This is a genomic window from Mesorhizobium sp. CNPSo 4684 (assembly GCF_057784315.1).
This window is the reverse complement of record NZ_JBWLUX010000009.1, coordinates 110,839-135,017: the sequence shown is the minus strand read 5'-3', so window position 1 is coordinate 135,017 and position 24,179 is coordinate 110,839. Positions and strand designations below refer to the sequence as shown.

At 61.7% G+C, this 24,179-nt stretch carries 27 protein-coding genes; 16 read left to right on the top strand and 11 right to left on the bottom strand.

Annotated elements, in window-relative coordinates:
* Positions 1-59: 59 nt before the first annotated feature.
* The gene (locus AC04SG_RS10475) at positions 60-1,079 is read right to left on the bottom strand and encodes a sterol desaturase family protein (protein ID WP_488550959.1); all 1,020 of its coding nucleotides are present in this window, start codon (positions 1,077-1,079) and stop codon (positions 60-62) included.
* A 282-nt stretch (positions 1,080-1,361) separates the two neighbouring features.
* Here AC04SG_RS10475 and AC04SG_RS10470 point away from each other — a divergent pair, with 282 nt between their 5' ends.
* From AC04SG_RS10470 to AC04SG_RS10435, 8 genes are all read left to right on the top strand, one after another.
* Complete coding sequence (locus AC04SG_RS10470; RefSeq protein WP_488550958.1) at positions 1,362-2,399, top strand: LacI family DNA-binding transcriptional regulator; 1,038 nt, start codon at positions 1,362-1,364, stop codon at positions 2,397-2,399.
* Positions 2,400-2,705: 306 nt separating this feature from the next.
* Positions 2,706-3,350, top strand: a complete 645-nt coding sequence (locus tag AC04SG_RS10465; RefSeq protein ID WP_352588437.1) for a 50S ribosomal protein L25/general stress protein Ctc — start codon at positions 2,706-2,708, stop codon at positions 3,348-3,350.
* 21 nt (positions 3,351-3,371) lie between these two features.
* The gene (gene pth, locus AC04SG_RS10460; protein WP_488550957.1) at positions 3,372-4,112 is read left to right on the top strand and encodes an aminoacyl-tRNA hydrolase; all 741 of its coding nucleotides are present in this window, start codon (positions 3,372-3,374) and stop codon (positions 4,110-4,112) included.
* 9 nt (positions 4,113-4,121) lie between these two features.
* Positions 4,122-4,673, top strand: a complete 552-nt coding sequence (locus AC04SG_RS10455; RefSeq protein WP_488550956.1) for a hypothetical protein — start codon at positions 4,122-4,124, stop codon at positions 4,671-4,673.
* A gap of 76 nt (positions 4,674-4,749) precedes the next feature.
* Positions 4,750-5,853 (top strand): redox-regulated ATPase YchF, encoded by a 1,104-nt coding sequence (gene ychF / locus AC04SG_RS10450; protein WP_488550955.1) that lies wholly within the window; start codon positions 4,750-4,752, stop codon positions 5,851-5,853.
* 213 nt (positions 5,854-6,066) lie between these two features.
* Positions 6,067-7,041 (top strand): magnesium/cobalt transporter CorA, encoded by a 975-nt coding sequence (gene corA, locus AC04SG_RS10445; RefSeq protein ID WP_488550954.1) that lies wholly within the window; start codon positions 6,067-6,069, stop codon positions 7,039-7,041.
* A 94-nt stretch (positions 7,042-7,135) separates the two neighbouring features.
* Positions 7,136-7,597, top strand: coding sequence for a MaoC family dehydratase (locus AC04SG_RS10440; RefSeq protein ID WP_203277166.1), 462 nt, complete (start codon positions 7,136-7,138; stop codon positions 7,595-7,597).
* Positions 7,594-8,058: a MaoC family dehydratase gene (locus AC04SG_RS10435; RefSeq protein WP_488550953.1), complete on the top strand. Its 465-nt coding sequence runs from the start codon at positions 7,594-7,596 to the stop codon at positions 8,056-8,058. Before AC04SG_RS10440 ends, AC04SG_RS10435 begins: the two co-directional genes overlap by 4 nt.
* 255 nt (positions 8,059-8,313) lie before the next feature.
* Here AC04SG_RS10435 and AC04SG_RS10430 read toward each other — a convergent pair whose 3' ends face one another.
* The 5 genes from AC04SG_RS10430 to petA form a co-directional block, all read right to left on the bottom strand.
* Complete coding sequence (locus AC04SG_RS10430; RefSeq protein WP_192257709.1) at positions 8,314-8,859, bottom strand: adenine phosphoribosyltransferase; 546 nt, start codon at positions 8,857-8,859, stop codon at positions 8,314-8,316.
* Between the two features lie 9 nt (positions 8,860-8,868).
* Complete coding sequence (locus tag AC04SG_RS10425; protein WP_488550952.1) at positions 8,869-10,014, bottom strand: alpha-hydroxy acid oxidase; 1,146 nt, start codon at positions 10,012-10,014, stop codon at positions 8,869-8,871.
* 193 nt (positions 10,015-10,207) lie between these two features.
* On the bottom strand, positions 10,208-11,080 hold the full coding sequence (locus AC04SG_RS10420) for a cytochrome c1 (RefSeq protein WP_488550951.1): 873 nt from the start codon (positions 11,078-11,080) through the stop codon (positions 10,208-10,210).
* Between the two features lie 23 nt (positions 11,081-11,103).
* Entirely contained in the window at positions 11,104-12,408 is a 1,305-nt protein-coding gene (locus tag AC04SG_RS10415) for a cytochrome b (RefSeq protein WP_488550950.1), read from the bottom strand.
* Positions 12,409-12,424: 16 nt separating this feature from the next.
* Positions 12,425-12,985: a ubiquinol-cytochrome c reductase iron-sulfur subunit gene (gene petA, locus AC04SG_RS10410; RefSeq protein ID WP_112561092.1), complete on the bottom strand. Its 561-nt coding sequence runs from the start codon at positions 12,983-12,985 to the stop codon at positions 12,425-12,427.
* Positions 12,986-13,300: 315 nt separating this feature from the next.
* On the opposite strand from petA, the gene AC04SG_RS10405 reads away from it, so the two are divergent.
* Positions 13,301-13,645 (top strand): cupin domain-containing protein, encoded by a 345-nt coding sequence (locus AC04SG_RS10405; RefSeq protein WP_488550949.1) that lies wholly within the window; start codon positions 13,301-13,303, stop codon positions 13,643-13,645.
* A 15-nt stretch (positions 13,646-13,660) separates the two neighbouring features.
* On the opposite strand, the gene AC04SG_RS10400 is transcribed toward AC04SG_RS10405, so the two are convergent.
* The 4 genes from AC04SG_RS10400 to AC04SG_RS10385 are packed head-to-tail and all read right to left on the bottom strand — an operon-like array spanning position 13,661 to position 18,173.
* A complete protein-coding gene (locus AC04SG_RS10400; protein WP_488550948.1) occupies positions 13,661-13,972 on the bottom strand; it encodes a DUF6665 family protein in 312 nt (103 codons plus the stop codon).
* 9 nt (positions 13,973-13,981) lie between these two features.
* Positions 13,982-15,865 carry an ABC transporter ATP-binding protein gene (locus AC04SG_RS10395; RefSeq protein WP_488550947.1) on the bottom strand — a complete coding sequence of 628 codons (1,884 nt, stop codon included), beginning with the start codon at positions 15,863-15,865 and terminating at the stop codon, positions 13,982-13,984.
* Positions 15,866-15,875: 10 nt separating this feature from the next.
* Positions 15,876-17,756 carry an ABC transporter ATP-binding protein gene (locus AC04SG_RS10390; protein ID WP_488550946.1) on the bottom strand — a complete coding sequence of 627 codons (1,881 nt, stop codon included), beginning with the start codon at positions 17,754-17,756 and terminating at the stop codon, positions 15,876-15,878.
* A 27-nt stretch (positions 17,757-17,783) separates the two neighbouring features.
* The gene (locus AC04SG_RS10385) at positions 17,784-18,173 is read right to left on the bottom strand and encodes a hypothetical protein (protein WP_488550945.1); all 390 of its coding nucleotides are present in this window, start codon (positions 18,171-18,173) and stop codon (positions 17,784-17,786) included.
* 445 nt (positions 18,174-18,618) lie between these two features.
* Between AC04SG_RS10385 and AC04SG_RS10380 the strand changes: the two genes are divergently transcribed.
* The 3 genes from AC04SG_RS10380 (at position 18,619) to AC04SG_RS10370 (ending at position 20,670) form a co-directional block, all read left to right on the top strand.
* Positions 18,619-19,077 (top strand): tRNA (cytidine(34)-2'-O)-methyltransferase, encoded by a 459-nt coding sequence (locus tag AC04SG_RS10380; RefSeq protein WP_488550944.1) that lies wholly within the window; start codon positions 18,619-18,621, stop codon positions 19,075-19,077.
* Positions 19,078-19,215: 138 nt separating this feature from the next.
* On the top strand, positions 19,216-19,662 hold the full coding sequence (gene soxR, locus AC04SG_RS10375; protein WP_488550943.1) for a redox-sensitive transcriptional activator SoxR: 447 nt from the start codon (positions 19,216-19,218) through the stop codon (positions 19,660-19,662).
* A 417-nt stretch (positions 19,663-20,079) separates the two neighbouring features.
* Positions 20,080-20,670 (top strand): P-loop nucleotide/nucleoside kinase family protein, encoded by a 591-nt coding sequence (locus AC04SG_RS10370; RefSeq protein WP_488550942.1) that lies wholly within the window; start codon positions 20,080-20,082, stop codon positions 20,668-20,670.
* Between the two features lie 129 nt (positions 20,671-20,799).
* Here the strand turns inward: AC04SG_RS10370 and AC04SG_RS10365 are convergent, their stop codons facing one another.
* The gene (locus tag AC04SG_RS10365) at positions 20,800-21,057 is read right to left on the bottom strand and encodes a hypothetical protein (protein WP_006202578.1); all 258 of its coding nucleotides are present in this window, start codon (positions 21,055-21,057) and stop codon (positions 20,800-20,802) included.
* Positions 21,058-21,333: 276 nt separating this feature from the next.
* On the opposite strand from AC04SG_RS10365, the gene hemF reads away from it, so the two are divergent.
* The 4 genes from hemF to AC04SG_RS10345 all read left to right on the top strand — a co-directional run bounded on the left by hemF (position 21,334) and on the right by AC04SG_RS10345 (position 24,140).
* Positions 21,334-22,248 (top strand): oxygen-dependent coproporphyrinogen oxidase, encoded by a 915-nt coding sequence (gene hemF, locus AC04SG_RS10360; RefSeq protein WP_112561184.1) that lies wholly within the window; start codon positions 21,334-21,336, stop codon positions 22,246-22,248.
* 244 nt (positions 22,249-22,492) lie between these two features.
* Positions 22,493-22,753, top strand: a complete 261-nt coding sequence (locus AC04SG_RS10355) for a DUF1344 domain-containing protein (protein ID WP_192258836.1) — start codon at positions 22,493-22,495, stop codon at positions 22,751-22,753.
* 335 nt (positions 22,754-23,088) lie between these two features.
* Complete coding sequence (locus AC04SG_RS10350) at positions 23,089-23,274, top strand: DUF1059 domain-containing protein (RefSeq protein WP_192258835.1); 186 nt, start codon at positions 23,089-23,091, stop codon at positions 23,272-23,274.
* Positions 23,275-23,561: 287 nt separating this feature from the next.
* Entirely contained in the window at positions 23,562-24,140 is a 579-nt protein-coding gene (locus AC04SG_RS10345; RefSeq protein ID WP_488550941.1) for a hypothetical protein, read from the top strand.
* Positions 24,141-24,179 lie beyond the last annotated feature (39 nt).

Below are 24,179 nucleotides of genomic sequence, written 5' to 3'. Positions count from 1 at the left end.
AGAAAAACGTTGAATTCATCTGCGCGCGCACCTCTCCCGTTGCGCGTGGCGTCAATTGATCAATGGTTCGCCGCGGCCTTGGCGTTCATGCGTTCCTTCTTTTTCTGGAAGCGGGCGTCCATCATGGCGTCGCCCTCCCTCGTGCCGTCGTGCCAGGTGCCGAACCAGCGATCGAGCGGGATCAGCCCGTCGCCGCCGTAGTTCACCTCGAAATATTTGTGGTGCAGGTAGTGCGCGTAGGCATGGCTATCGACGGCCGTGTCCTCGCTCACCTCGAGCTTGTCGAAACCGAGATGACCGTTGACGGCACCGAAGCCGGCGACATGCAGCTGGAACAGCGCGACGATCGGATTGGACGGGATGACAAGGTGCCAGAAGGCCACCGCGTGATAGAGGAAGCCTTCCACCGGATGCATCGACAGCGACGACCACGGCGAGGGGTTGATCGAATTGTGATGGACCGAATGGATCCAGCGATACAACGGTCCCCAGTGGATCAGGCGGTGGATGAAGAAGAAGTGCACCTCGTGGATGGCCGGCGCGATCAGCACCAGTGCGGCGAGGTAGACTGGATGATCCGACCAGCTGACCCACGGCGCGTAGCCATTGGCAAAGCACCACAGGAAAATGACTTCGACCACGGTCCACAACGGGATGGTGATGAAGAACGAGCGCAGGAAGTTGTCGAGGTTCTGGCTCTGGAACCAGAACACATCCGAGGGCGCATCGCCTGGAAATTTGTGGTTGTATTTGAACCGCGTCGCCTGGGCGCGCCTGATGTAATAGCGCAACTCGAAGATGCCGTAGAAGACCAGGATCGCCACGGCGTTGACGGCGTAGAGCCACAGCGCCCAGCCCCAGCTGAGGGTTTTCATCGTCTCGACGCCGGGGACGACATAGAACCAGTAGATCAGCGCCGTCGCCATGTGGAACGCATTCCACGGCCAGATATAGCCGGGCAGCCATGCCAGGATTTTCGGCAGCCTGGGCGGCCAGTTCAACAACGGCGCGCCTTCGATGCGCCCGTTCGGCTTCCAGTCACCGCGCTTGTCGCGCGCACCGTATTTGAGATCGTCCATGCCAATCCTCCACCCGCAATGCCGCACCGCAACGCCTTGGAATGGGCTGCACGCGCACGCTGCCTGACACCGCCGGGGCGGTGGGCGAAGACTCGTCTGCGCTGTGCTGCTGCTATCCCTAGGCTGGCGGTGCGTCCGCCTTGCTTGCTTTTGCTGAGATAAACATCTTGATCCAAAATGAATCAAGAATAGAATGTTTATTCCAATTGATTGTGTCATTCATATCAATCGTACACGGCAAATGATACCTTCGTATCAAATGCTACAGACGGATGAGACGAAATGGATCAGAACAAGCGGCCGACGATCAGGGATGTCGCCGCCGAGGCCAAGGTCTCGGTGGCCACAGTGAACAGGGTGCTGAGCGGCGCCGGCGCCGTCCGCCAAGGCACGCGCGAGCGCGTCAGGCTGGCGGCCGAGCAGATCGGCTTCTACGGCATGGGCGCGCTGCGCAGCCGCATAGCTGCCGCCAGGCCGCGCTACCGCTTCGGTTTCCTGCTGCACCAACCCGGCCGCGCCTTTTATCGCAACATCGCCGAGGCGCTGCGCGCGGTGGCGCCGACCATGCCTGACTGCGAAATTGAGCTGCGCACCGAGTTTCTCGACGATCTGTCACCGCAGCACGTCGCCGCCCGCCTGCTGGCGCTCGGCGCCGAATGCGATGCCGTCGGCGTTGTCGCAGCGGTCCATCCTCTCGTCACCCAGGCGGTCGATGCGCTGCATGCCCGCAACGTCCCGGTCTTCGCGCTGATTTCGCAGATCTCGGCGACAGGCCATGTCAACTATATCGGCCTCGACAACTGGAAGGTCGGGCGCACCGCGGCGTGGGTGTTCGAGCATGTCTGCCGGGCGCCCGGCAAGCTCGGCATCCTCGTCGGCAATCATCGCTATCGATGCCAGGAGATGAACGAAAGCGGTTTCCGCTCCTATTTCCGCGAGCACGCGCCTGATTTCACGCTGCTGGAGCCGCTGCTGACCTTCGAATCCAGCGCGATCGCGCAGGAGATGACCGAAAAGCTGCTTAACGAAAATCCGGATCTGTCCGGTCTCTATGTCGCCGGCGGTGGCATCACCGGCGCCATTGCCGCGCTCCGCTCCACCGGCCGCGCCGGCAGCATCGTCGTCGTCGGCTATGAACTGATGGACTCGACCCGCCCGGCGCTCCTCGATGGCACGCTGACCTTCGTCATCTCGCACCCACTCGCCCGCATCGCGCAGGAAGCGCTGGCCGGCATGATCCGCGCCGTCTCGGCGCCGAACGAAAGCAGCAACGTCACCACCATCCTGCCTTTCGAGGTCTACACCCGTGAGAACATCTAGGCGGTGGAATATCTCCGGCTCTGGCGCTAGTGACAGCTTTGGACCTTGAAGTGTCCAATCATGGTGCAAAGCAGACCATTGCCGCCGGCTTGCACCCTTTCCCGCCTTCCGCTATAGAGCCGCCACCCGCGTAGACACCCTTGGAGGCAACGCGGCGGAAGGCTGCCTTCCCCCGGTGATCCCGAACAAAGCTCCGTGTCAAAGCGGCTGCGTTCTCTGGGATATCCAGGCATGGCGGCTTTCGACGTTTACGGTCCAGGCACATTGCCCGCCGCAAACGCTCCATAACACGCGAAAGGAAATGCCATGAGCCACGATACTTACGAGCTCAAGGCCGAAGCGCGCGAACAGGTCGGTAAGGGGTCCGCCCGTGCAGTTCGCCGCAACGGTAAAGTGCCTGCAGTTATTTATGGCGACAAGCAGCCTCCCCTGGCGATTGCGCTGAACTACAAGGACGTCTTCTACAAAATCCATGGCGGCGGGTTTTTGACCACGATCGCCACGATCGACGTCGACGGCAAGAAAATCCAGGTTCTGCCCAAGGATTTCCAGCTCGATCCGGTCAAGGATTTCCCGGTCCATGTCGACTTCCTGCGCATCGGCAAGGACACCGAGGTCAATGTCGACGTGCCTGTCCACTTCATAAATGAAGACAAGTCGCCCGGCATCAAGCGCGGCGGCGTGCTCAACATCGTGCGTCACGAGGTCGAGTTCCACTGCCCGGCCAATGCGATCCCGGAATTCATCACCGTCGATCTCACCGGCGCCGACATTGGCGATTCGATCCACATCTCGGCGGTGACCCTGCCGGCCGGCGTCAAGCCGGTGATCTCCGACCGCGACTTCACCATCGCGACCATTGCCGGTTCCTCGGCGATGAAGCCGGAGGCGGAAGAGACGGCGGAAGCGGCAGCCCCCGAAGCGGCGGCTCCTGCTGCCGAAGAGAAGTAATTTTCGGGCCCGGAGCGCACGATGCTTGTCTTTGCAGGCCTCGGCAATCCGGGTGCGAAATACGCTGATAACCGGCACAATGTCGGCTTCATGGCGGCGGACGCTATCGCCCGCCGCCATTCCTTTTCGCCCTGGTCGAAGAAATTCCAGGGCCTGATCGCCGAAGGCACGATTGCCGGCGAAAAGATTCTCCTGATCAAGCCGCAGACCTTCATGAACCTGTCAGGACAGGCGGTTGGCGAAGCCTTGCGCTTCTACAAGCTCGGCCCCGAGGCGCTGACCGTCTTTTATGACGAGATCGACCTGCCGGCCGGCAAATTGCGGGTCAAGGTCGCCGGCGGCGCCGGCGGTCATAACGGCATCCGCTCGCTCGACCAGCACATCGGCAAGAATTATCGCCGCGTACGCATCGGTGTCGGCCATCCCGGCGTCAGGGAAATGGTGCATGGCCATGTGCTCGGCGACTTCGCCAAGGCCGACCGCGAATGGCTGAACGTGCTGCTCGACACCATCGCCGACGATGCCGGGCTGCTGGCCAAGGGCGACGACAATTCATTCATGAACCGCATCACGCTGGCTCTGCGCGACAAGCTCGTGCCGACCGGCGATGACGACCGCCCGCCGCCAAGGGCGCCGAAGGCCGAGGGCCCAAAAAGCCAGAGCCACATCCGCCAGGCACGGCCGCAGCAGGCGCCGGCCAAGCTGCCGGAAAGCGGACCGATGGCCGCCATGCTGAAGAAACTGTTCGGCAAGAAAGACTGAGCCATGGACATGGATGACGTCCAGGAACTGGTCCGCCGCATCAGGCAGAGATATGTCGATCAGTTCGTTTCGGATCTTGGCGAGCTTGCCGCAGCCAGCCCCGGATCGAGTGAGGTCAAATACGCGAACGTCGATTCCTACTATCGAAATTTTATCGCCGTTGACTTCGTTGCCAATGACGGACAGCCGGATCCGCAGTTCATCAACAGCGATACCTATCTGAAATTCGCTCCGGATATCCACGCCGGCATCGGTGGGATGGATGTGCACATTGCTCCGTTCCAATGGGACGAGGCCGGGTTCAAATTCGATATAAAGAGCCTCAACGCCGATCTCTTCGACGAATGGTTTCGCAGCTGGTTCGATATCGACGGAGAACGTGAGACGACGGAGATCGTCGGCAACATCATCCACAGCGCCCTTTTGCTCGATGGACAGATGACGATTGATTTCGGAACCGCCGAAGTGGACGCGTTCTGGCACCTTTTGCAGATACTGAGCCGGTCCGGTGTTCGCTCGCTGGCCATCGGCACCGACGACATTGCCCAGCCTCTGAACTGAATTGCGCCTTGACGATCATTGGCGCTATCGCCCATAGCCCTCATCAAATTTCTATTTTCCCGATAGGACCGGACACATGGGTTTCAAATGCGGCATCGTTGGCTTGCCCAACGTCGGCAAGTCGACGCTTTTCAACGCGTTAACCAGGACCGCGGCGGCGCAGGCCGCCAACTATCCGTTCTGCACCATCGAACCGAACACCGGTGAGGTCGCGGTGCCAGATCCGCGCCTGCAGAAGATCGCCGCGGTTGCCAAGTCAAAAGAGATCATCCCGACCCGCATCTCGTTCGTCGATATTGCCGGCCTGGTGCGCGGCGCCTCCAAAGGCGAAGGGCTGGGCAACCAGTTCCTCGCCAACATCCGCGAGGTCGACGCCATCGTGCATGTGCTGCGCTGCTTCGAGGATGACGACATCACCCATGTCGAGGGCCGCATCGACCCCGTCGCCGACGCCGAGACGGTCGAGACCGAACTGATGCTTGCCGACCTCGACAGCCTCGAGCGCCGCATCGTGCAGATCCGCAAGCGCGCCGGCAGCAAGGACAAGGAAGCCACCACCGTTTTGCCGATGATGGAGGCTGCGCTCGAATTGCTGCAGGCCGGCAAGCCGACCCGCATCCTGCTCAAGGGGATTTCAGCCGAGGACCTGCGCATTCTGCAGGGGCTGAACCTCTTGACCTCGCACCCAGTGCTCTATGTCTGCAACGTCGCCGAAGCCGATGCCGCCACGGGCAATGAGCACAGCCGGGCCGTGGAAAAGATGGCCACCGCGCAGGGCGCCGGCACCGTGGTGATCTCGGCCGCGATCGAGGCCGAAGTCGCGCAGCTCTCCGACGAGGAAGAGATGGAGTTCCTGTCCTCGCTCGGGCTCGACGAACCGGGCCTCAACAAGGTCATCCGCGCCGGCTACGATCTGTTGCACCTGATCACCTATTTCACCGCCGGGCCGAAGGAGACGCGCGCCTGGACGATCCACAAGGGCGACAAGGCCCCGCAGGCCGCCGGCGTCATCCACACCGATTTCGAGCGCGGCTTCATCCGCGCCCAGACCATCGCCTATAACGACTACATCACGCTGGGCGGCGAAGTGGCGGCCAAGGAAGCCGGCAAGGCGCGCGACGAAGGCAAGGAATATGTCGTCCAGGACGGCGACGTGCTGCTGTTCAAGTTCAACACTTGAGGCGCCAAGGTATCTCGCGGCCGGCGCGCTGACCGCGGCCGATCACAGCTGCGTCAAGTGAAAGAGCCCGCATGCTGCTTCGCTTGACTGCCCTTGGCACCGGGTCTAAGGCCGTCTGCATGCGACCTGCCCGTCTCCGTGGGAAATGGCTGCGCGCGCAGGACCCATCGCTATCGAACGAAACCTCTTGGGTTCAACCAACGGAGACCGGCGATGATCAAGGCCTTCGTCGTCGACAATGACCGCCTGCGCCTCGCCGACGATCTCGTGGCCAATGGCGATCAGGTCGTCTGGGCCGACCTTCTCAACCCGACCAAGGAAGAAGAAACGACGATCGAGACCTGGCTCGGCGTTGCCATTCCGACGCGCGAGGAGATGGAGGAGATCGAGATTTCGAGCCGCCTCTACATCGAGGACGGGGCCTATTTTATGACCGCGACGCTGCCGGCGCAGACCGAGATCGATGATCCACTGATGTCACCGGTCACTTTCGTGCTTGCCGGACCGAGACTGGTCACCATCCGCTATCATGAGCCGAAGGCGTTCAAGACCTTTCCGCTGCGTGCCGAGAAGGTGGCGACCGGCTGCACCACTGGCAACACCATCCTGATCGGTCTGCTGGAGGCGATCGTCGATCGGCTCGCCGATATTCTCGAGCGCGCCGGCCGCGACATCGAGACGATCTCGCGCGACATCTTCGAGGCGCGCTCGACCAAGGTGAACAAGCGAAATCGCGATTTCCAGGAGCTGCTCAAGGCCATCGGCCGCAAGGAAGACATCGCCTCATCGATCCGCGACAGCCTGATCTCACTGCAGCGCCTTTCCGGCTTCCTCGCCCATGTCGCCACCCAGATCAAGATGAGCAAGGACGTCCGCGCCCGCATCAAGACCGTGTCGCGCGACGTGCTGTCGCTCGCCGACCATGCCACCTTCCTGTCGCAGAAGATCTCGTTCCTGCTCGACGCGACGCTGGGCATGATCTCGATCGAGCAGAACGCCATCATCAAGATCTTCTCGGTCGCCGCCGTCATCTTCCTGCCGCCGACGCTGGTGGCTTCGATCTACGGCATGAATTTCGACGTCATCCCGGAGCTAAAATGGCAGCTCGGCTACCCCTTCGCCATCGGCCTGATGATCCTGTCGGCGATCCTCCCCTTCTGGTATTTCCGCCGTCGCGGCTGGCTCTGACCGGGTCTGGATCACCAGAATTCACTTGACCCAACGCCCTCCGGACGGCATCCGGATGCCCGGTGATCGTACAATCTTGAACTGGATTAGGATCATGACTGGAAAGACCTGGGCCTATGAGGATTTCACCGAGGGCGCATCGATCGACCTCGGCGCCAAGCAGGTGAGTGCGGCCGAAATCGTCGAATTCGCCACCGAGTTCGACCCGCAGCCGATGCATCTCGACGAGGAGGCCGGCAAAGCCAGCATCCTTGGCGGGCTCGCCGCCTCCGGCTGGCACACCTGCGCGATCTTCATGCGCATGCTGTGCGACGCCTTCCTGCTCGACTCGACCGCGCAAGGTGCGCCGGGCATCGACCAGGTCAAATGGAAGAAGCCGGTGCTGGCCGGCGACACGCTTTCCGGCAGGACTGGTGTGGTCGCCAGGCGCCTTTCGAAGTCACGACCCCAACTCGGTCTGGTCACCTTTCGCAGCGAAATGGTCAACCAGCGTGGCGAGCGCGTCTTCGAACTCGAAAACACCGTCATGTTCCTGACCCGCGAGGCCGGCGCATGAGCCTCGACGCGTTCTTCCGCATTGGCGAAACCATCGATCTCGGCTCGCACACATTCGACGCCGAGGCGATCAAGGCGTTTGCCCGCAAATACGATCCACAACCGTTTCATGTCGACGAGGAGGCGGCGAAGAAAAGCGTTTTCGGCGGCCTCTGCGCCTCAGGCTGGCACACCGCCGCCACCTGGATGAAACTCAATCTCGAAAGCCGGCTGGACGCCACGCGATGGAGCGGTCCCGGCCCGGTGCCCGAATTCGGCCCCTCGCCCGGCTTCAAGAACCTGAAATGGCCAAAGCCGGTCTATGCAGGTGAAACCGTAACCTTCATGCGCACGGCCGTCTCCCACCGCCCGCTCGCCACCCGCCCCGGCTGGCGGCTGCTCGCGCTGCGCTCGGAGGGGTTCGACTCGACGGACGACAAGGTGCTGGAATTCGACAGCGCCGTGCTGGTGAAGGCAGGGTAGCCTCTTCCTTGTCCCACAGGGGGGTGAGCAGCCGGTTCGCGCGTAAGCGAATTCATCGTGCCAGTGGCACGATGAAAGGCCGGCGAACGCCGGGACGCTGCGAAGCAGCGGGGACCCGGCAGGTGGATCGGGCCACCACCCGGCCCTTCGCCGGCTCAGGGCGTTCGAAGCTCGAAAAGCCAGGCAATTGGCTTTTCGTCCGCTGCGCGGACCGCTTCTCACCCCACAAGGGGAGAAGGGGAAAAAGCGCCCTGCCTAATGTCCTTCAAACCCGATCAGCGTCCGCACCGGCACATCCAGCGCCTCAAGCTTCGCCCGCCCGCCAAGGTCCGGCAGGTCGATGACAAAGCATGCAGCAAGAATGTCGGCGCCGATCTGTCTGAGCAGCCTGATCGCTGCTTCCGCCGTGCCGCCGGTGGCGATCAGGTCGTCGACCAGGATCACCTTCTCGCCCGGCGCAACGCCGTCCTTGTGCATCTCCATCTCGTCCAGCCCGTATTCCAGGCTATAGGCGACGCGCACCGTCTCGTAGGGCAGCTTGCCCTTCTTGCGGATCGGCACGAAGCCGGCGGAAAGCTGGTGCGCGACGGCGCCGCCGAGGATGAAGCCGCGCGCCTCGATGCCGGCGATCTTGTCGATCTTCTGGCCGGCATAGGGATGCACCAGCTCGTCGATGGCGCGGCGGAAAGCGCGCGCATTGCCGAGCAAAGTGGTGATGTCGCGAAACAGGATGCCGGGTTTGGGATAGTCCGGAATGGTGCGGATCGCGGCGAGCAGCGTGTCTTCGAGCGAGGATTTCATGAGCCGAGATTACCTGAAACGGAGATTCGTGCGCGACAATTGTTCGATCGAACTGCAGCCCATCAGCTTCATGCCGCGCTCGATCTCGACCCGCATCTGCTCCAGCGCCCGCTCGACGCCCGGCTGGCCGGCCGCCGCCAGCGGGAACAGATAGTAGCGCCCAACGCCGACAGCCTTGGCGCCGAGCGACAGCGCCTTCAGCACATGCGTGCCGCGCTGCACGCCGCCATCCATGATGACGTCTATTCTGTCGCCGACGGCGTCGACGATCTCGGCCAGCTGGTCGAAGGCCGCCCGCGAGCCGTCCAGCTGCCGGCCGCCATGGTTTGAAAGCACAATGCCGCTGCAGCCGATCTCGACAGCGCGTTTGGCATCCTCCACCGACATGACGCCCTTGAGGCAGAACGGACCACCCCACAGCCTGACCATCTCGGCGACATCGTCCCATGTCATCGACGGATCGAGCATCTCGGTAAAATAGCGGCTGATCGACATCGTGCCGCCGCCCATGTCGACATGCTCGTCGAGCTGCGGCAGCCTGAAACCCTCATGGGTGAAATAGTTGATCGCCCAGCCCGGTTTGAGCGCAAACTGCAGCATGCCGGCAAGGTTGAGCTTGAAGGGAATGGCAAAGCCGGTGCGCTTGTCGCGCTCGCGGTTACCTCCGGTGATGCTGTCGACGGTCAGCATCATCACCTCGACGCCGACCGCCTTGGCCCGCTGCATCATCGCCCGGTTGAGGCCGCGATCCCGGTGGAAATAGAACTGGTAGACCTGCGGGCTGCTGCTGATCTTGCGCGCTTCCTCGAGGCTGACGGTGCCGAGCGAGGACACGCCGAACATCGTGCCGAACTTGGCCGAAGCCTTGGCCACCGCACGCTCGCCCTGATGATGGAACAGCCGCTGCAAGGCGGTCGGCGAGCAGTAGACGGGCATGGCCAGTTTCTGGCCCATCACCGTCACCGACATGTCGATCTCGCTGACACCGCGCAACACATTGGGAACGAGATCGCAGCGCTCGAAACTCTCGGTGTTGCGGCGATAGGTGACCTCGTCGTCCGCCGCGCCGTCAATATAGTTGAAGATCGGCCCCGGCAGCCGCTGCTGCGCCATGCGCCGGAAATCGGAAAAGTTGTGACAGTCGCTTAGCCGCATCATCGATGTCCAAATGCCATGGCGCAAGAAGCTCGCTGCGTCGAATATCAATCCGATGCCGCCATGCCAACGGGTGAATTGCCAAACTGCCTCTTGGTCACAGCCATGAACGAAAAAGGGACGCCGCTGGCGCCCCTTGCCGTCGAAAAAGGGCGCCTCTCGGCGCCCTTTCTTGATCGCAGGCTGCTTGGCCTTAGTGCGCCACGCCTTCCCACACTTTGCGCTTGGTCAGATAAACCAGGGCGCCGAAGAGCAACAGGAACACCAATACGCGGAAGCCCGTCTTCTTGCGGTCTTCCAAGTGCGGCTCGGCCGCCCACATCAGGAAAGCCGACACGTCGCGCGAATACTGATCGACCGTCTGCGGCGAGCCGTCATCATAGGTGACCTGGCCGTCGGAGAGCGGCTTCGGCATCTTCAGCGACACGCCGGACATGAAGTAGGGATTATAGTGCGTGCCTTCCGGGATCACCATGCCTGCCGGCGGCGTCTGGTCGTAGCCGGTCAGCAGCGAATGAATGTAATCCGGACCGCCCTGGGCGTACTGGGTAAAGATATCGAAGACGAAGCGCGGGAAGCCACGCTCGACGCCGCGCGCCTTGGCCAGCAGCGACATGTCGGGCGGGGCTGCGCCACCGTTGGAGGCGGCAGCCGCCTCCTCATTGGCGAACGGCGCCGGGAAATGGTCCGACGGCTTGCCCGGCCGGTCGAACATGTCGCCGGCATCGTTGGGACCGTCATGGATGGTGTATTCGGCGGCAAAGGATTTCACCTGTGCTTCCGAATAGCCGAGGCCTTCCAGCGTGCGAAACGCCACCAGGTTCATCGAATGGCAGGCCGAGCAGACTTCCTTGTAGACCTTCAGGCCGCGTTGCAGCTGGGCCTTGTCATAGGTGCCGAACGGACCGGCGAAGCTCCAGTCCATTTCCTTCGGCTCGTCGATCGGGAAATGCGTCGGTGCTGCCGCGTTATGCGCCTCTTCGGCCGCCATCGCCACGCTGCCGACCGCTCCGATGCCGCCGGCCAACAGGCCGAGCAGGGCGAGCGAGGTGAGAATCTTTTTCATGCCAAATCCCCTTAGATTCTCGCTCAGCCCTTGGTTTCCGGCGCGGCGCTCGCACCTGCCGGATGTCCCCCACCGGCACCCTTGTTCTTCTCCAGCACCGCTTCGGTGATCGAATTCGGCAGCCTGCGCGGCGTCTCGATCAGGCCGAGCACCGGCAGGACGACGAGGAAGAAGGCAAAGTAGAACAGCGTCGCCATCTGCGCCATGAACACGAAGCTGCCTTCGGCCGGCTGCGAGCCCAGCCATCCGAGCAGGACGGCGTCTGCTGCGAAGAGCCAGAAGAACAGCTTGTACCAAGGCCGGTAGACCGCCGAGCGCACCTTGGAGGTGTCGAGCCACGGCACCAGGAACAGCATGACGATGGCGCCGAACATGCACAGCACGCCGCCGAGCTTGGAGTTGATCGGCCCGATGTTGAAGGTGATGGCGCGCAGGATCGCGTAGAACGGCAGGAAGTACCACTCCGGCACGATGTGGGCCGGCGTCTTCAGCGGGTTGGCGACCGTGTAATTGTCCGGATGGCCGAGGAAGTTCGGCAGGTAGAAGACGAAATAGGCGAAGAAGAACAGGAACACGATCATGCCGAACGCGTCCTTGATGGTCGCATAGGGCGTGAAGGCGACGGTGTCGGTCTTCGACTTGACCTCGATGCCGGTCGGGTTCGACTGACCGACCACATGCAGCGCCCAGACGTGTAGCACGACGACGCCGGCAATCATGAACGGCAGCAAATAATGCAGCGCAAAGAAGCGGTTGAGTGTCGGGTTGTCGACGGCGAAACCGCCGAGCAGCAGCTGCTGGATCCAGTCGCCGACCAACGGAATGGCGCTGAAGAAACCGGTGATGACGGTGGCGCCCCAGAAGCTCATCTGCCCCCAGGGCAGCACATAGCCCATGAAGCCGGTTGCCATCATCAAGAGGTAGATGATGCAGCCGAGGATCCACAGCAGCTCGCGCGGCGCCTTGTAGGAGCCGTAATAAAGCCCGCGGAAGATGTGGATGTAGACGGCGACGAAGAAGAACGAGGCACCGTTGGAATGCAGATAGCGCAACAGCCAGCCCGAATTCACGTCGCGCATGATCTTCTCGACCGAATTGAAGGCGAGATTGGTATCGGCGGTATAGTGCATAGCCAGAACGATGCCGGTCAGGATCTGCGCCACCAGCATGATTGCCAGGATGCCGCCGAACGTCCAGGCATAGTTGAGGTTGCGCGGCACTGGATAGGCGATGAAACTGTCATAGACCATGCGCGGCAGCGGCATGCGGGCGTCGAACCAGCGTTCGATACCGGTCTTGGGCGTATAGGTCGAGTGTCCCTCGCTCATCGAAATATCCCCTGCCTCAACCGATAAGGATTTTGGTATCGGAAATGAACTTGAATACCGGCACAGCCATGTTTTCCGGCGCCGGGCCTTTGCGGATACGGCCGGCGGTATCGTACACCGAGCCATGGCACGGGCAGAACCAGCCGCCGAAATCGCCTTCCTGACCGAGCGGAATACAGCCCAGATGCGTGCAGACCTGCACCATCACCATCCAGGCTTCCTTGCCGGGCGTGGTGCGGTTGGCGTCGGTCGCCGGCGCATCGGCCGGCAGATTGGCGTTGCGGGCAATCGGATCCTTGAGATCGGCAAGGTTGACGGCCTCGCCGTCCTTCATCTCCTGCTCGGTGCGGTTGCGCACCACGACCGGCTTGCCGCGCCATTTCACGATCAGCGACATGCCAGGCGTCAGCGAGGAAACATCGACCTCGACCGAGGCCAGCGCCAGCGTCGAGGCATCGGGGCGCATCTGATCGATGAACGGCCAGGCGACGGCCCCTGCCCCGACCACTGCGGCCATGCCGGTGGCGACGTAGAGAAAATCACGACGGTTGGGATCCTGGGTATCGGTTGCGCTCACGGGTGCCTGATCCTTTCGCCTCTTCCGTGCCGGTGGCCGAGCCTTGCTCCCCGCTCGTTTACGCCAACCCGACAGCGCATGGCGAACAGGCTAGCGAATTCCTCCGGCATTTGGAGTTCGGTTTATGCGTGAAGCCCGTTTTTGTCCAGACGGGTGAAGGCACAAGGGCAGATTGTCGCGGGGACAGAAGAGCGCGTCAGTCGGCCAGATGTCCAAAGGCCGGCAAAGGCGGCTAAACAACAGGGAAATATCAGCAAATCCGAGGCTCCCCGCTTGTCTCGACAGGACAGGTTGCCGTGATCTAGTCTCGCTGGCATGGCACACATCATCGACCGCGAGACCTGGACCAGGACGCCCGGCCTTTGGCAGGGCGAATTGCAGCTCGCCGCCCATGGCTCCAACTCCTGCCTGATCTTCAATTACCAGGCAGAGATCGGCGGCGGCCCGCGGCTGCACACGCATCCTTATTGCGAGATCTTCATCATCCGCCAGGGCACCGGCCTGTTCACGATCGGCGACCAGCGGGTCGAGGCCACGGCCGGCCAGATCCTCATCGTGCCGCCGAACACACCGCACAAATTCACCAATCTCGGCCCAGGCCCGCTTGAATCGACCGACATCCACGAAAGCGGCAGCTTCATCACCGAATGGCTGGAATGATGTTGCCGGCGACCTTTAGCTGGCGCCGAGCCTGACCAGCACTGCCCTTGGGATGTCGTATTCGCGGATCACCGCGTCGTGCCGGCATAAGCCGCAAAGTTCGCGCTGGATGAAATAGGCGTGCACTGCCGCGGCGGCTTCCTTCAGCAGCCGGGCGCGATGCTCGTCATCACTGTTCTCGCGCAGCTTCTTCAGCGTTTCCTCGACCCGTTGGCCAGCGCGGCCGAGTGCGGCCGCCTTTTCGGCCAGGATCTCGTGGCCGAGCAGGTCCAGCGCGCTTTCCTGTGCGCCGCCGCGTCCAAAATTCGAGGGCATTCTGACCGACATTTCAGCGTTTTACTCCGCCGGCCGCGTCTCTTCCAGCACGCTTTCCTCGTTGAACAGGAAGCCGCCGGACTGCCGTTTCCATAGCCGCGCATAGAGCCCATCTAGCGCCACCAGCTCGTCATGCGTGCCTTGTTCGACGATGCGGCCGCCGTCCAGCACCACGAGACGATCGAGTGCGGCAATGGTCGACAGCCTATGCGCGATGGCAATGACCGTCTTGTTCTCCATCAGCCGGGCCAGATTCTCCTGGATCGCCGCCTCGATGTCGGAATCGAGCGCCGATGTCGCCTCGTCGAGGATCAGGATCGGCGCATCCTTGAGGAAGACGCGGGCGATCGCCACGCGCTGGCGCTGGCCACCGGACAGTTTGACACCGCGTTCGCCGACAAAGGCCTCGTAGCCGGCACGGTCCCGGTTGTCGCGAAGGCCCAATATGAACTCGTGCGCCTCGGCCTTCTTTGCCGCCGCGATCACCTCGGCGTCGGTTGCATCAGGCATGCCGAGCTTGATGTTGTCGCGCAGCGAGCGATGGAAGAGCGCGGTGTCCTGGCTGACGACACCGATATTGGCGCGCAGCGAATTCTGTGTCACCTCTGACACATCCTGCCCGTCGATGGTGATCTGTCCGCTCTCGAGGTCGTAGAGGCGCAGGATGAGGTTGGCGAGTGTCGTCTTGCCGGCACCGGACGGTCCGACCAGCCCGACCTTTTCGCCCGGCCGCACGACAAGGTCGATGCCGTTGAGCACACCGAACCCTTTGCCGTAATGAAACTCGACATTTTTCACGTCGATGCGGCCGCCGGCCACGACAAGCTCCTTGGCGTCGGGCGCATCGATGAGGCCGAGCGGCTGCGAGATCAGCGCCTTGGAGTTCTCCAGCACGCCGAGGTTTCGCAAAATGCCGTTGAGCTGCATCATCACCCGCCCGAGCAGCATGTTGAGCCGCAAGACTAGGGACAGGGTGAAAGCGACGGCGCCGACGGTGATCGACCCTTCGACCCAGAGATAGACCGCAAAGCAGCCAATCGCTGAGATCATGATGCCCGACAGCGTCGTCAGCGCCATGCGCACGCCGGTCAGCCGGCGGGTGAAAGGCCGTAGCGCGTCAAGATAGATGTCGAAGCCGTTCTTGATGTAGCGGTCGTCGCCATCGGCCGAGAACAGCTTCAGCGTCTGCACGTTGGAATAGGAATCGATGATGCGCCCATTGATCATCGAGCCAGCTTCAGCCGTGGCCTCGGCATGCCTGCGGATCGAGGGCAGATAGAGCTTGGCCAGCCAGGCGAAAGCGAGAATCCAGACCACCACCAGCACGGCCAGGCGTAGATCCAGCCCGGCGACCAGCGCCAGCGTCGTCACCGTATAGATGAGCATGAACCAGATGACCTCGATGAAGCTCTCCATCAGGTCGCCGGTCGCCTGCCCCGCCTGCCAGACTTTTGTCGCGATGCGGCCAGCAAAATCGTTCTGGAAGAAAGTGTAGGACTGGCGCGATACATGCCGGTGCGCCTGCCAGCGCACCAGATTGTAGAAGCCCGGCGTAATCGTCTGCTCGTCGACCAGCGCCGACAAGCCGACCACGACGGTGCGGATAACCAGCACCACCGCGACCATGAAGACAAGCTCGGGCCCGGCAGCGGTCCACAGCGCATGCCAGCTGCGTTCACCGGGAAGCTGGTCGAGAATATCGACCAGCCGCCCGACGAAGTAGAACAGCCCGGCCTCGATCAGCGGCGCTATGCCGCCGATGACCAGCATGGCGAAGAAGGCGAACTTCGCCTGGCCGACATAGTACCAGAGGAAGCCGCCGACGCTTGATGGTGGCCGAAGATTCGCAGGCTCCCTGAACGGATAGACCCAGTTCTCGAACCAGCGATAGACGGCTGTCATCATGCTGATGTCATCACTCTGCGGCTTCTCCCTTGGCCACAGCGTCATTGGCGGCGTCGACCGGGCCGTCGTCGAGCAGGAACCCGCCCGACTGACGCTGCCAGAGCTGCGCGTAGAGCCCGCCGCTGGCGACGAGTTCCTCGTGCGACCCCTCCTCGATGACACGGCCCTTGTCGAGGACGACGAGCCTGTCCATCGCCGCAATGGTCGACAGCCGGTGCGCAATGGCGATGACGGTCTTGCCTTGCATGAGCTTGTAGAGATTCTCCTGGATGGCGGCCTCGGCTTCGGAATCCAGCGCTGAGGTCGCTTCGTCAAGGATAAGTATCGGTGCGTCCTTCAACATAACGCGAGCTATGGCGATGCGTTGCCGCTGGCCGCCGGACAATTTGACGCCGCGGTCGCCGACATGAGCGTCGAGCCCTTTGCGTCCACTGTGGTCCGAAAGCCCGGCGATGAACTCCAGCGCCTCGGCCCGCCCGGCTGCCTCGACAAGCATCTCTTCCGTGGCGTCGGGCCGGCCGTAGAGGATGTTGTCGCGCACCGAACGGTGCAGCAGCGAAGTGTCCTGCGTTACCATGCCGATCTGTGCGCGCAGCGAATCCTGCGTCACCGACGCGATCTCCTGGCCGTCGATCAGGATCCGGCCGCTCTCCAAATCGTAGAAGCGCAGCAGGAGATTGACCAGCGTCGACTTGCCCGCACCCGAGCGGCCGACAATGCCGACCTTCTCGCCGGGCTTCACCGTCAGCGACAGGCTCTCGATGACGCCCTTCTGCTTGCCGTAGTGGAAGCGGATATCGTCGAAGCGGATCTCACCCTTGGTGACGGCAATGTCCTTCGCCCCCGGCCGGTCCTCGACCAGGCGTGGCAGCGAGATCGAGGCGATGCCGTCCTGCACCGTGCCGATGTTCTCGAACAGGCCGGACATTTCCCACATGATCCACTGCGACATGCCCCACATCCTGAGCACCAGGCCGATGACCACGGCAACCGCGCCGATCGTCACCGCCTGGCCGAGCCACAGCCATAGCGCCAGCGCGGTGACCGAGAACAGCAGCAACGCGTTGAGGATGTAGAGCAGACCGTAAAGCACTGTCACCAGCCGCATCGACCGGTAGACCGTGTCGAGGTAGCCGGCCATCCCCTCTTTGGCGAACGTTGCTTCGCGGCGCGCATGGGAAAACAGCTTGACCGTCTGGATGTTGGTGTAGCTGTCGACGACGCGGCCGGTCATGGTCGAGCGCGCATTGGCCTGCGCCTCGCCGACCTTGCCCAGCTTCGGGATGAAGTAGCGCAACAGCCCGATATAGCCGAGCAGCCAGACGCCAAGCGGTGCCGCCAGCCGCACGTCGGCCGAACCGACGATGAAGAGCATGCCGAGGAAATAGACGATGACGTAGTTGAGCACATCGATCACCTTGATGACGCATTCGCGCACGGCGAGCGCCGTCTGCATCAGTTTGGTGGCAATGCGGCCTGCGAACTCGTCCTGGTAGAAGCTCATCGACTGCTTCAAGAGATAGCGATGCACCTGCCAGCGGATGCGCATGGGGTAGTTGCCCATCAGCGTCTGCTGGTTGAGCAGCGAATGCAGCCACACCGTGCCCGGCAGCGCAAACAGCACGACGAACGCCATGCCGGCGAGCTTCCAGCTCTCGGTCTGCAGGAGGGTTTCGCGATTCTGCCCGGACAGCCAGTCGACGATGCGGCCCATAAAGCCGAACATCCACACTTCGGCCACCGCGATCGCCGTCACCAGCACCGCATCGACGATGATGTAGGGCCAGGCGCCGCGCGTATAATGCACGCAGAAGGCAACCAGCGTCTTCGGCGGCTCGACCGGTTCCGCTGCGGGGAACGGATCGAGCCTTTTTTCAAACCAGCTAAACATGGTGATGCTCACAAAACTGTTGTCCGCTCACGCGGCACGGGAAAAGTCCCCGGAGCGTACGGTGTCAGGGACCGACGGCCCGGAATCACCCGGGCCATCGGTCCTGCTTCGCGCAATATAGGGACTTGCGGGCTTTTCGCCGACAGGCAGGTTCGACTGACCTGACGGCACGCCGCCGCCAGCCCGGTTTTTCGCGCCCGGCCGGATCAGCCGGATGATCCGGCGCACCAGCGACGGCCGGCTGTGGTCAGGAACCGCGCGCGAGAAGTCGACATCCGGCAGCATGCCGCGATGCGGACGCCGGCGCGTCTCGGCGTGAACCGCCGACGAGTAGGTCTCGCCTATCAGCAACGCCCAGGTTGCCGTCTTGCGCTCGTGCAGGCTTCTTGAACCAGGTATTTTATAGGGATCGAACATCGGTCCGTCCTCCGTGTGCAAATAGAGATAAAAAGGCGAAGCAATGTCGTGCGCCGGCATTCGGCCGGAGGCACGGATTGCATCGGTCGGGACACGAGGGGACACCTCGGTCAGGACACACTCAACTGGGGCGCTTGGCCCCTTCAACAGGTTGAAAAACATCGCAGGATTCCTTCGAAAGCCGAAAACTGGGTTCGGCGGGAATCGGTGCGATCAGATCTAGGAAGTCAGGTAAATCGTCGTACCGAAACCGCCGGCAGGCAGGTAAGCCCACGGGAGGGGCGCTGGATGTGCATGGCCATCATGAAATACCCCTCCATCGGTTCGGGTTGACAATGCTTGCGGTATAATCCACTTCGCAGAAAATGGCCACCCGCAGGTCCAGCAATTTCCAAAACCAGGAGTCCGCTGTGGCCGATCTGCCACTTATTAGAAAGACGCGGAAATGAACCACCGTCTCCGCATCGCCCTCTACCAGCCTGACATTGCCGGCAACACCGGGACAATCCTGCGCTTCGCCGCCTGCCTCGGTCTTGGCGTCGACATTATCGAGCCGGCAGGCTTCCCGCTCTCCGACAAAGCGCTCAAGCGCGCCGGCATGGACTATCTCGAAATGGCCGCTCTGACCCGGCATGTCGACTGGAACGCCTTCGAGGACTGGCGCCAAGCGAGCGAGCGCCGGCTGGTGGTGCTCACCACCAAAGCCGCGACCGCCTACACGGGCTTCAACTTCGCCGCCGGCGACATCCTGCTGTTCGGCCGAGAATCGGCTGGGGTACCAAATCCTATCCATCAGGCGGCGGATGCGCGGCTGACGATCCCGATGCAGCCGGAAACGCGCAGCATCAACGTCGCGCTGTCGGTCGCCATGGTCGCCGGCGAAGCCATCCGGCAGCTCGGCTAATTCCTCGTCTCCGTCGCGAACGGCCTTTATTTCTTGCGTCATTCTCACCCAGGCGCACATCGCCTTCTCCTCAATTGCCCTATCGACATTTCTTGGCTACAAGCTCAACTTAAGTTGAGGTCAAGCGGAAAAGTCAAAATGGCTCTGGCAAAGGAATTGACGGTTGGCCAGGTGGCCATGCGCAGCGGCGTGGCGGTGTCGGCGCTGCATTTCTACGAGGCGCGCGGGCTGATCCGCAGCCACCGCACGTCAGGCAACCAGCGGCGCTATGGCCGCGACGTGCTGCGGCGGGTGGCGATCATCCGGGTCGCACAGGAGGTCGGCATCTCGCTGGCCGAGATCGCGGCGGCGCTTCAATCCCTGCCCGAAGGCCGCACGCCGACGCGTGAGGACTGGAACCTCTTGTCGACCGGCTGGCGCGACGACCTCGACCGCAAGATCAGCCAGTTGAAGAAGCTGCGCGATGGCCTGACCGACTGCATCGGCTGCGGCTGCATGTCGATCGACAAATGCCCGCTGCGGAACAAGGAGGATCGGTTGGCGCGCGAGGGAACCGGGGCGAGACGGCTTATGGTAGAGTCCTAACGCCGAATGTCGCAATTGAGCGCCAGCTCGGCGCTTCTCATGGCGACTCTCTTACTGCTACTGCGCCGGTACAAAATTATTGGCTAGGCCGGGTCAAGTTGGTAACATTCCGGCCCGCGCCCCGAACTTCAATACTTGGTTGGCGGGTAAGGGCAGCTGCAATCTGGCGCCCTGTTTTGCCGCGAACCCGTGTGACAAGAACCGTCTTCATCGGCGCCTCGCTTCCAAGGGCGGCTGTTTTGGCCGAAAATCTACACGGTGGCCGGCTTCTGGGCAGAGACTGTCGCGAGTTAGCTATTGGCAAGACCGGCTTGTCAATGGCAGCGGCAATCGATCACGGCTTCAACGTCAGCTCTCGGGAGTCGGGGGTCGACGTCTGCTGCGGGTCGGCTCACGACGATGCCCGCGCTGACCTGAATGTCTGCTCTTGAATATCTGCCGCTGGGCTCGTCCCGGTCGAAAATGATCCAGAGGGGACTTAAGCCGACTGGCGAGACAGAATATTCTTCGACCATGGAATCTGCCCGTGTAACGACGTTGTATCTCCTTTGCGGAAAGATCGCCTCTGGGAAGTCGACGCTTGCGCGTCGGCTTGCAGAACGTCCGACAACCCTCCTGATCACCATGGATCACTGGATGTCGCTCCTGTTCCCGACGGAGAATAGGACTATTGAGGATTTCGCGCGCCTATCTGGACGACTTCGCGATGCGATGGGTCCGCACGTGGTCGACATCTTGCGGCACGACCTTTCGGTTGTTCTCGACTTCCCGGCAAATACCGTGAAATGGCGTAGTTGGATGCGATCCTTGATCGATAAAGCTGACGTCGCCCACGAGCTTCACGTTCTGGATGTTCCAGATGCGATCTGCAAGCAAAGGCTTCGGCAACGGAACGCGGAGGGCGAGCATCCGTATGAAGTGAGCGAAGAGACCTACGAATTGTTCATGAGCTATTTCGTCCCGCCGAGACCCGACGAGGGTTTTAATATCGTCACTCACACTCTCTGACCGTTAGTCATGTCGGCCTATGGCAGGCCGCGATATTTCGCGGCAGCTGCAATTCGGTGTTCTCGGAGCGAAGCGGACATTTAGCGAGCCGCGCTTACACAACCGGATTCATGAGTACGCGCCCTAGTTCTAGTCCGCTGCCGGCAGCCGCCTTATGGTGAATTCGATCACATCTCCCGGCCGCTCGAACCAGCTTTCGATCTCGGTCCAGTAGGCCTGCTTGGGAAAGCGTTCGAACCATTCCTTGGCTTTGAGCCGCGCATCCGAACGCGGCAGGACGAAGGTTTCACGCAGAAAACCGTCGCGCGGCATGCGCTCGCGCTCGGCGCGCGAACGGTCGAGCCGCTTCTTCAAGCCATCCAGCGGCGGTCTTGCCGGGGTGCGCATGAAAGAACTCCTGGGGCCTTGACCAGATGACACTTGACCCTTGCCCTTAAGAGATTAGGGATCGCGCCCTAAAAAGGCTAGTGGCCCGATTCCAACATTCGCCTCCCCATCCGCAGGCGCCGTTGCGAATGTTGGAATCACAAGGACCACTAGCAAGTTTATGTTTCTAGTGGAGTTTTCGAATTTGACATTTGCGTCGTGCCCTGCGCCACGCTGTGTGCAAATGTCAAATTCACTCCACTAGGTCGTTTGTCGGCTGCGACCGGAGACCTGATTTTGGAACGACCAGAAATACCGGCAGGCCTGCCGGCCGACATCGAACAAAAGAAGATGAAGGCCAGGCTGTGGTTCGAGACGCTGCGCGAGCGCATCTGCACCACTTTCGAGCAGATCGAGCAGGAACTGCAGGGGCCGCTGGCCGCCTGGTCTCCCGGCCGCTTCGAAAAGACGCCGTGGGAGCGCGACCAGGGCAAGGGCGGCGGCGGCACCATGTCGATGATGCATGGCCGCGTTTTCGAGAAGGTCGGTGTCCACACCTCCACCGTCTATGGCGAGTTCTCGCCGGAATTCCGAAAGCAGATGCCCGGCGCGGAGGAAGACCCGAGCTTCTGGGCATCCGGCATTTCGCTGATCGCACACCCGTGGAGTCCCAACGTGCCGGCCGTGCACATGAACACCCGCATGGTCGTGACGTCGCGCCACTGGTTCGGCGGCGGCGCCGACCTGACCCCGGTGCTCGACCGCAACCGCACCGAGGATCACCCCGACACGGTCGCCTTCCACCGCGCCATGCAGTTTGCCTGCGAGAAGAATGCCGCCGTCGCCGACCACCCCAAATTCAAGGCCTGGTGCGACGAGTATTTCTATCTGCCGCACCGCAACGAACCGCGCGGCGTCGGCGGCATCTTTTTCGACTGGCTGCATTCGGGCGAGGACAAAGGCGGCTGGAATGCCGATTTGAATTTCGTCCAGGATGTCGGGCGTTCTTTTCTCGTCGTCTACGGCCACCTGGTTCGAGCCCATTTCAACGAAAACTGGACCGATGACGACCGCGACGAACAGCTCATCCGCCGCGGCCGTTACGTCGAATTCAACCTTCTTCACGATCGCGGCACCATCTTCGGCCTGAAGACCGGCGGCAATGTCGCCTCGATACTGTCCAGCCTGCCGCCGGAGGTCAGGTGGCCGTAACAAATCGGTGAGCGAAGCGTGAGCCGCAAAAGCGTCCCATTCGCCGAATTTTGGCATTCAATGTGGCGCACGAATTATCTTTTTCGTCTAATAGGCAATTGAAATAAAACGACTATTTGTCGTTTCCGGGCCGGGAAGCGCCGGCGGTTCAGTCCCGAACCGCGACACGACGCTACCGGACGGCCCTGAACAAGGCGGAGCATTCTCAAGAAACGGATGTCCGCATTTTCCAGGAGTACTTACCATGCGAAAGCTCATTGTAACGGCAGCCGCCGCTGCCCTTCTCGCATCAGGCTCGGTTGCCTTTGCCGCGGTCAAGCACACCACGGGCACGGTCAAAACCTATGATGGAACGGCCATGAGCCTTGTTCTGGACGATGGATCGACCTTTACGCTGCCCAAGACCTTCAAGGATCCTGGCCTGAAGGCCGGCGAAAAGGTCCGCGTTTCCTGGGACATGAGCGGCAAGAACAAAGTTGCCGAGTCCGTCAAGATCGTGAAGTGACGGCCCTGTCGGGACAAGACCAAGCTGGTCTTGCTCTGGGGTAGCGTAAGGAGGCGGAGCAGCGCTGCTCCGCCTTTTTTTGCCTATGCATGTCACCCAAAAGTGACCTCGGTTCGGGGAAAATCACATGCATAAAATCAAAGGCCTAAAGCGCGTCGCGTGAATCCGCTTCGACGCGACGCGCTTTAGCGGCAACCAAAACCGCCGAACCGTGTTATGCTTGTTCCCCCATACGTGCTCTCAAAACCGACTGCTACGACAGGGCGCGGAACAAAGGTGGCGGAGCTTCGTGCCCGTGAGAGGCGCGGGCTCCCAGGAGGAAAGGAGAAAAACCCATGAAGGAATTCCATTGCGGCTCGCTGGTTCCCGGCTGTGAGTGGCACACCCGTGCCGACGAGGAAGCCGAGGTGATGCGCCGTGCCGTCGACCACCTGCGCGAGACGCATGGCGAAACGGTCATCCGCGAGACGATGATCGAGGCGATCCGCTCGCGCATCGAGAAGGTTCGCGACGCAGCGTAGGCGGCGTAGCAGAAAAGCGTTGGACCGGTAGCGCCCGTCATTGGCGTTCTTGACACCTTGGCGGGCGATTTTTGACAAATGCGGCCACGGCTTTGGAACATTGCGGCCCGTGAATTTCAGCGCGACCGTTCTCGGTCAAAAAAACATATTCGCTTCAGCTGAAATAAACCCTGCGGTAACCCAACCCGTGCGACTGTCGTGCGGATAATCCGGCTACAGTGGGCGGATCGAGAAGCCCGTCGCCACAAGGCACTGGTCCGGAATCGGTGGGGCGAGGTGTTTCGCGCATGCGCGAAAAGTCCGGCATTCGAGGCAGTTTCCGCACGACGGCGCTCCTAGTGTCCGTGCTCCTTGGGGCATCTCCGGCGATTGCCCAGGAAATTACGACGTCGCTGGTCGACATACATCAGGGCTCGCCGCTTAGCGACCGCGCGAGAGGTCTGGGCGACGGCGGATACGAGCTACAGAATGGGAGCTGGGTATCGTTCAACCGATGGTACCGCCCGAACTGGGTCGACATGCATGTGGACCTGATCACCCAGATCACGGACGATACCGGCATCCTTTGGGGGTTCGGGACCGGGGAACAGGCAGAGAAGTATCGGATCGAGCCCAGCTTCAAGCTTGGCTTCCTAACTCAATTCCATCCTACTCCGAACAGCATTCTTTCGTTCTCGCTCACCACGACCATCGGCGGAAGCCTCACCGAAAAGGCCTGCCAGGCCGACTATGGCGATCTGGGCACCTACAGCGTCAATTGCCGCCTCGCGGCCAGCGAGATGGCGCCTGAGGAAACCTTGAAATATCTGGTTAACGCTAAACCGGAGAGCCAGCACCTCTGGCTGAATTACCGTGTTACTTTCTGATCGCCAGGAGGCTCATGAGATGTCGAGCCGCCGGCAGAA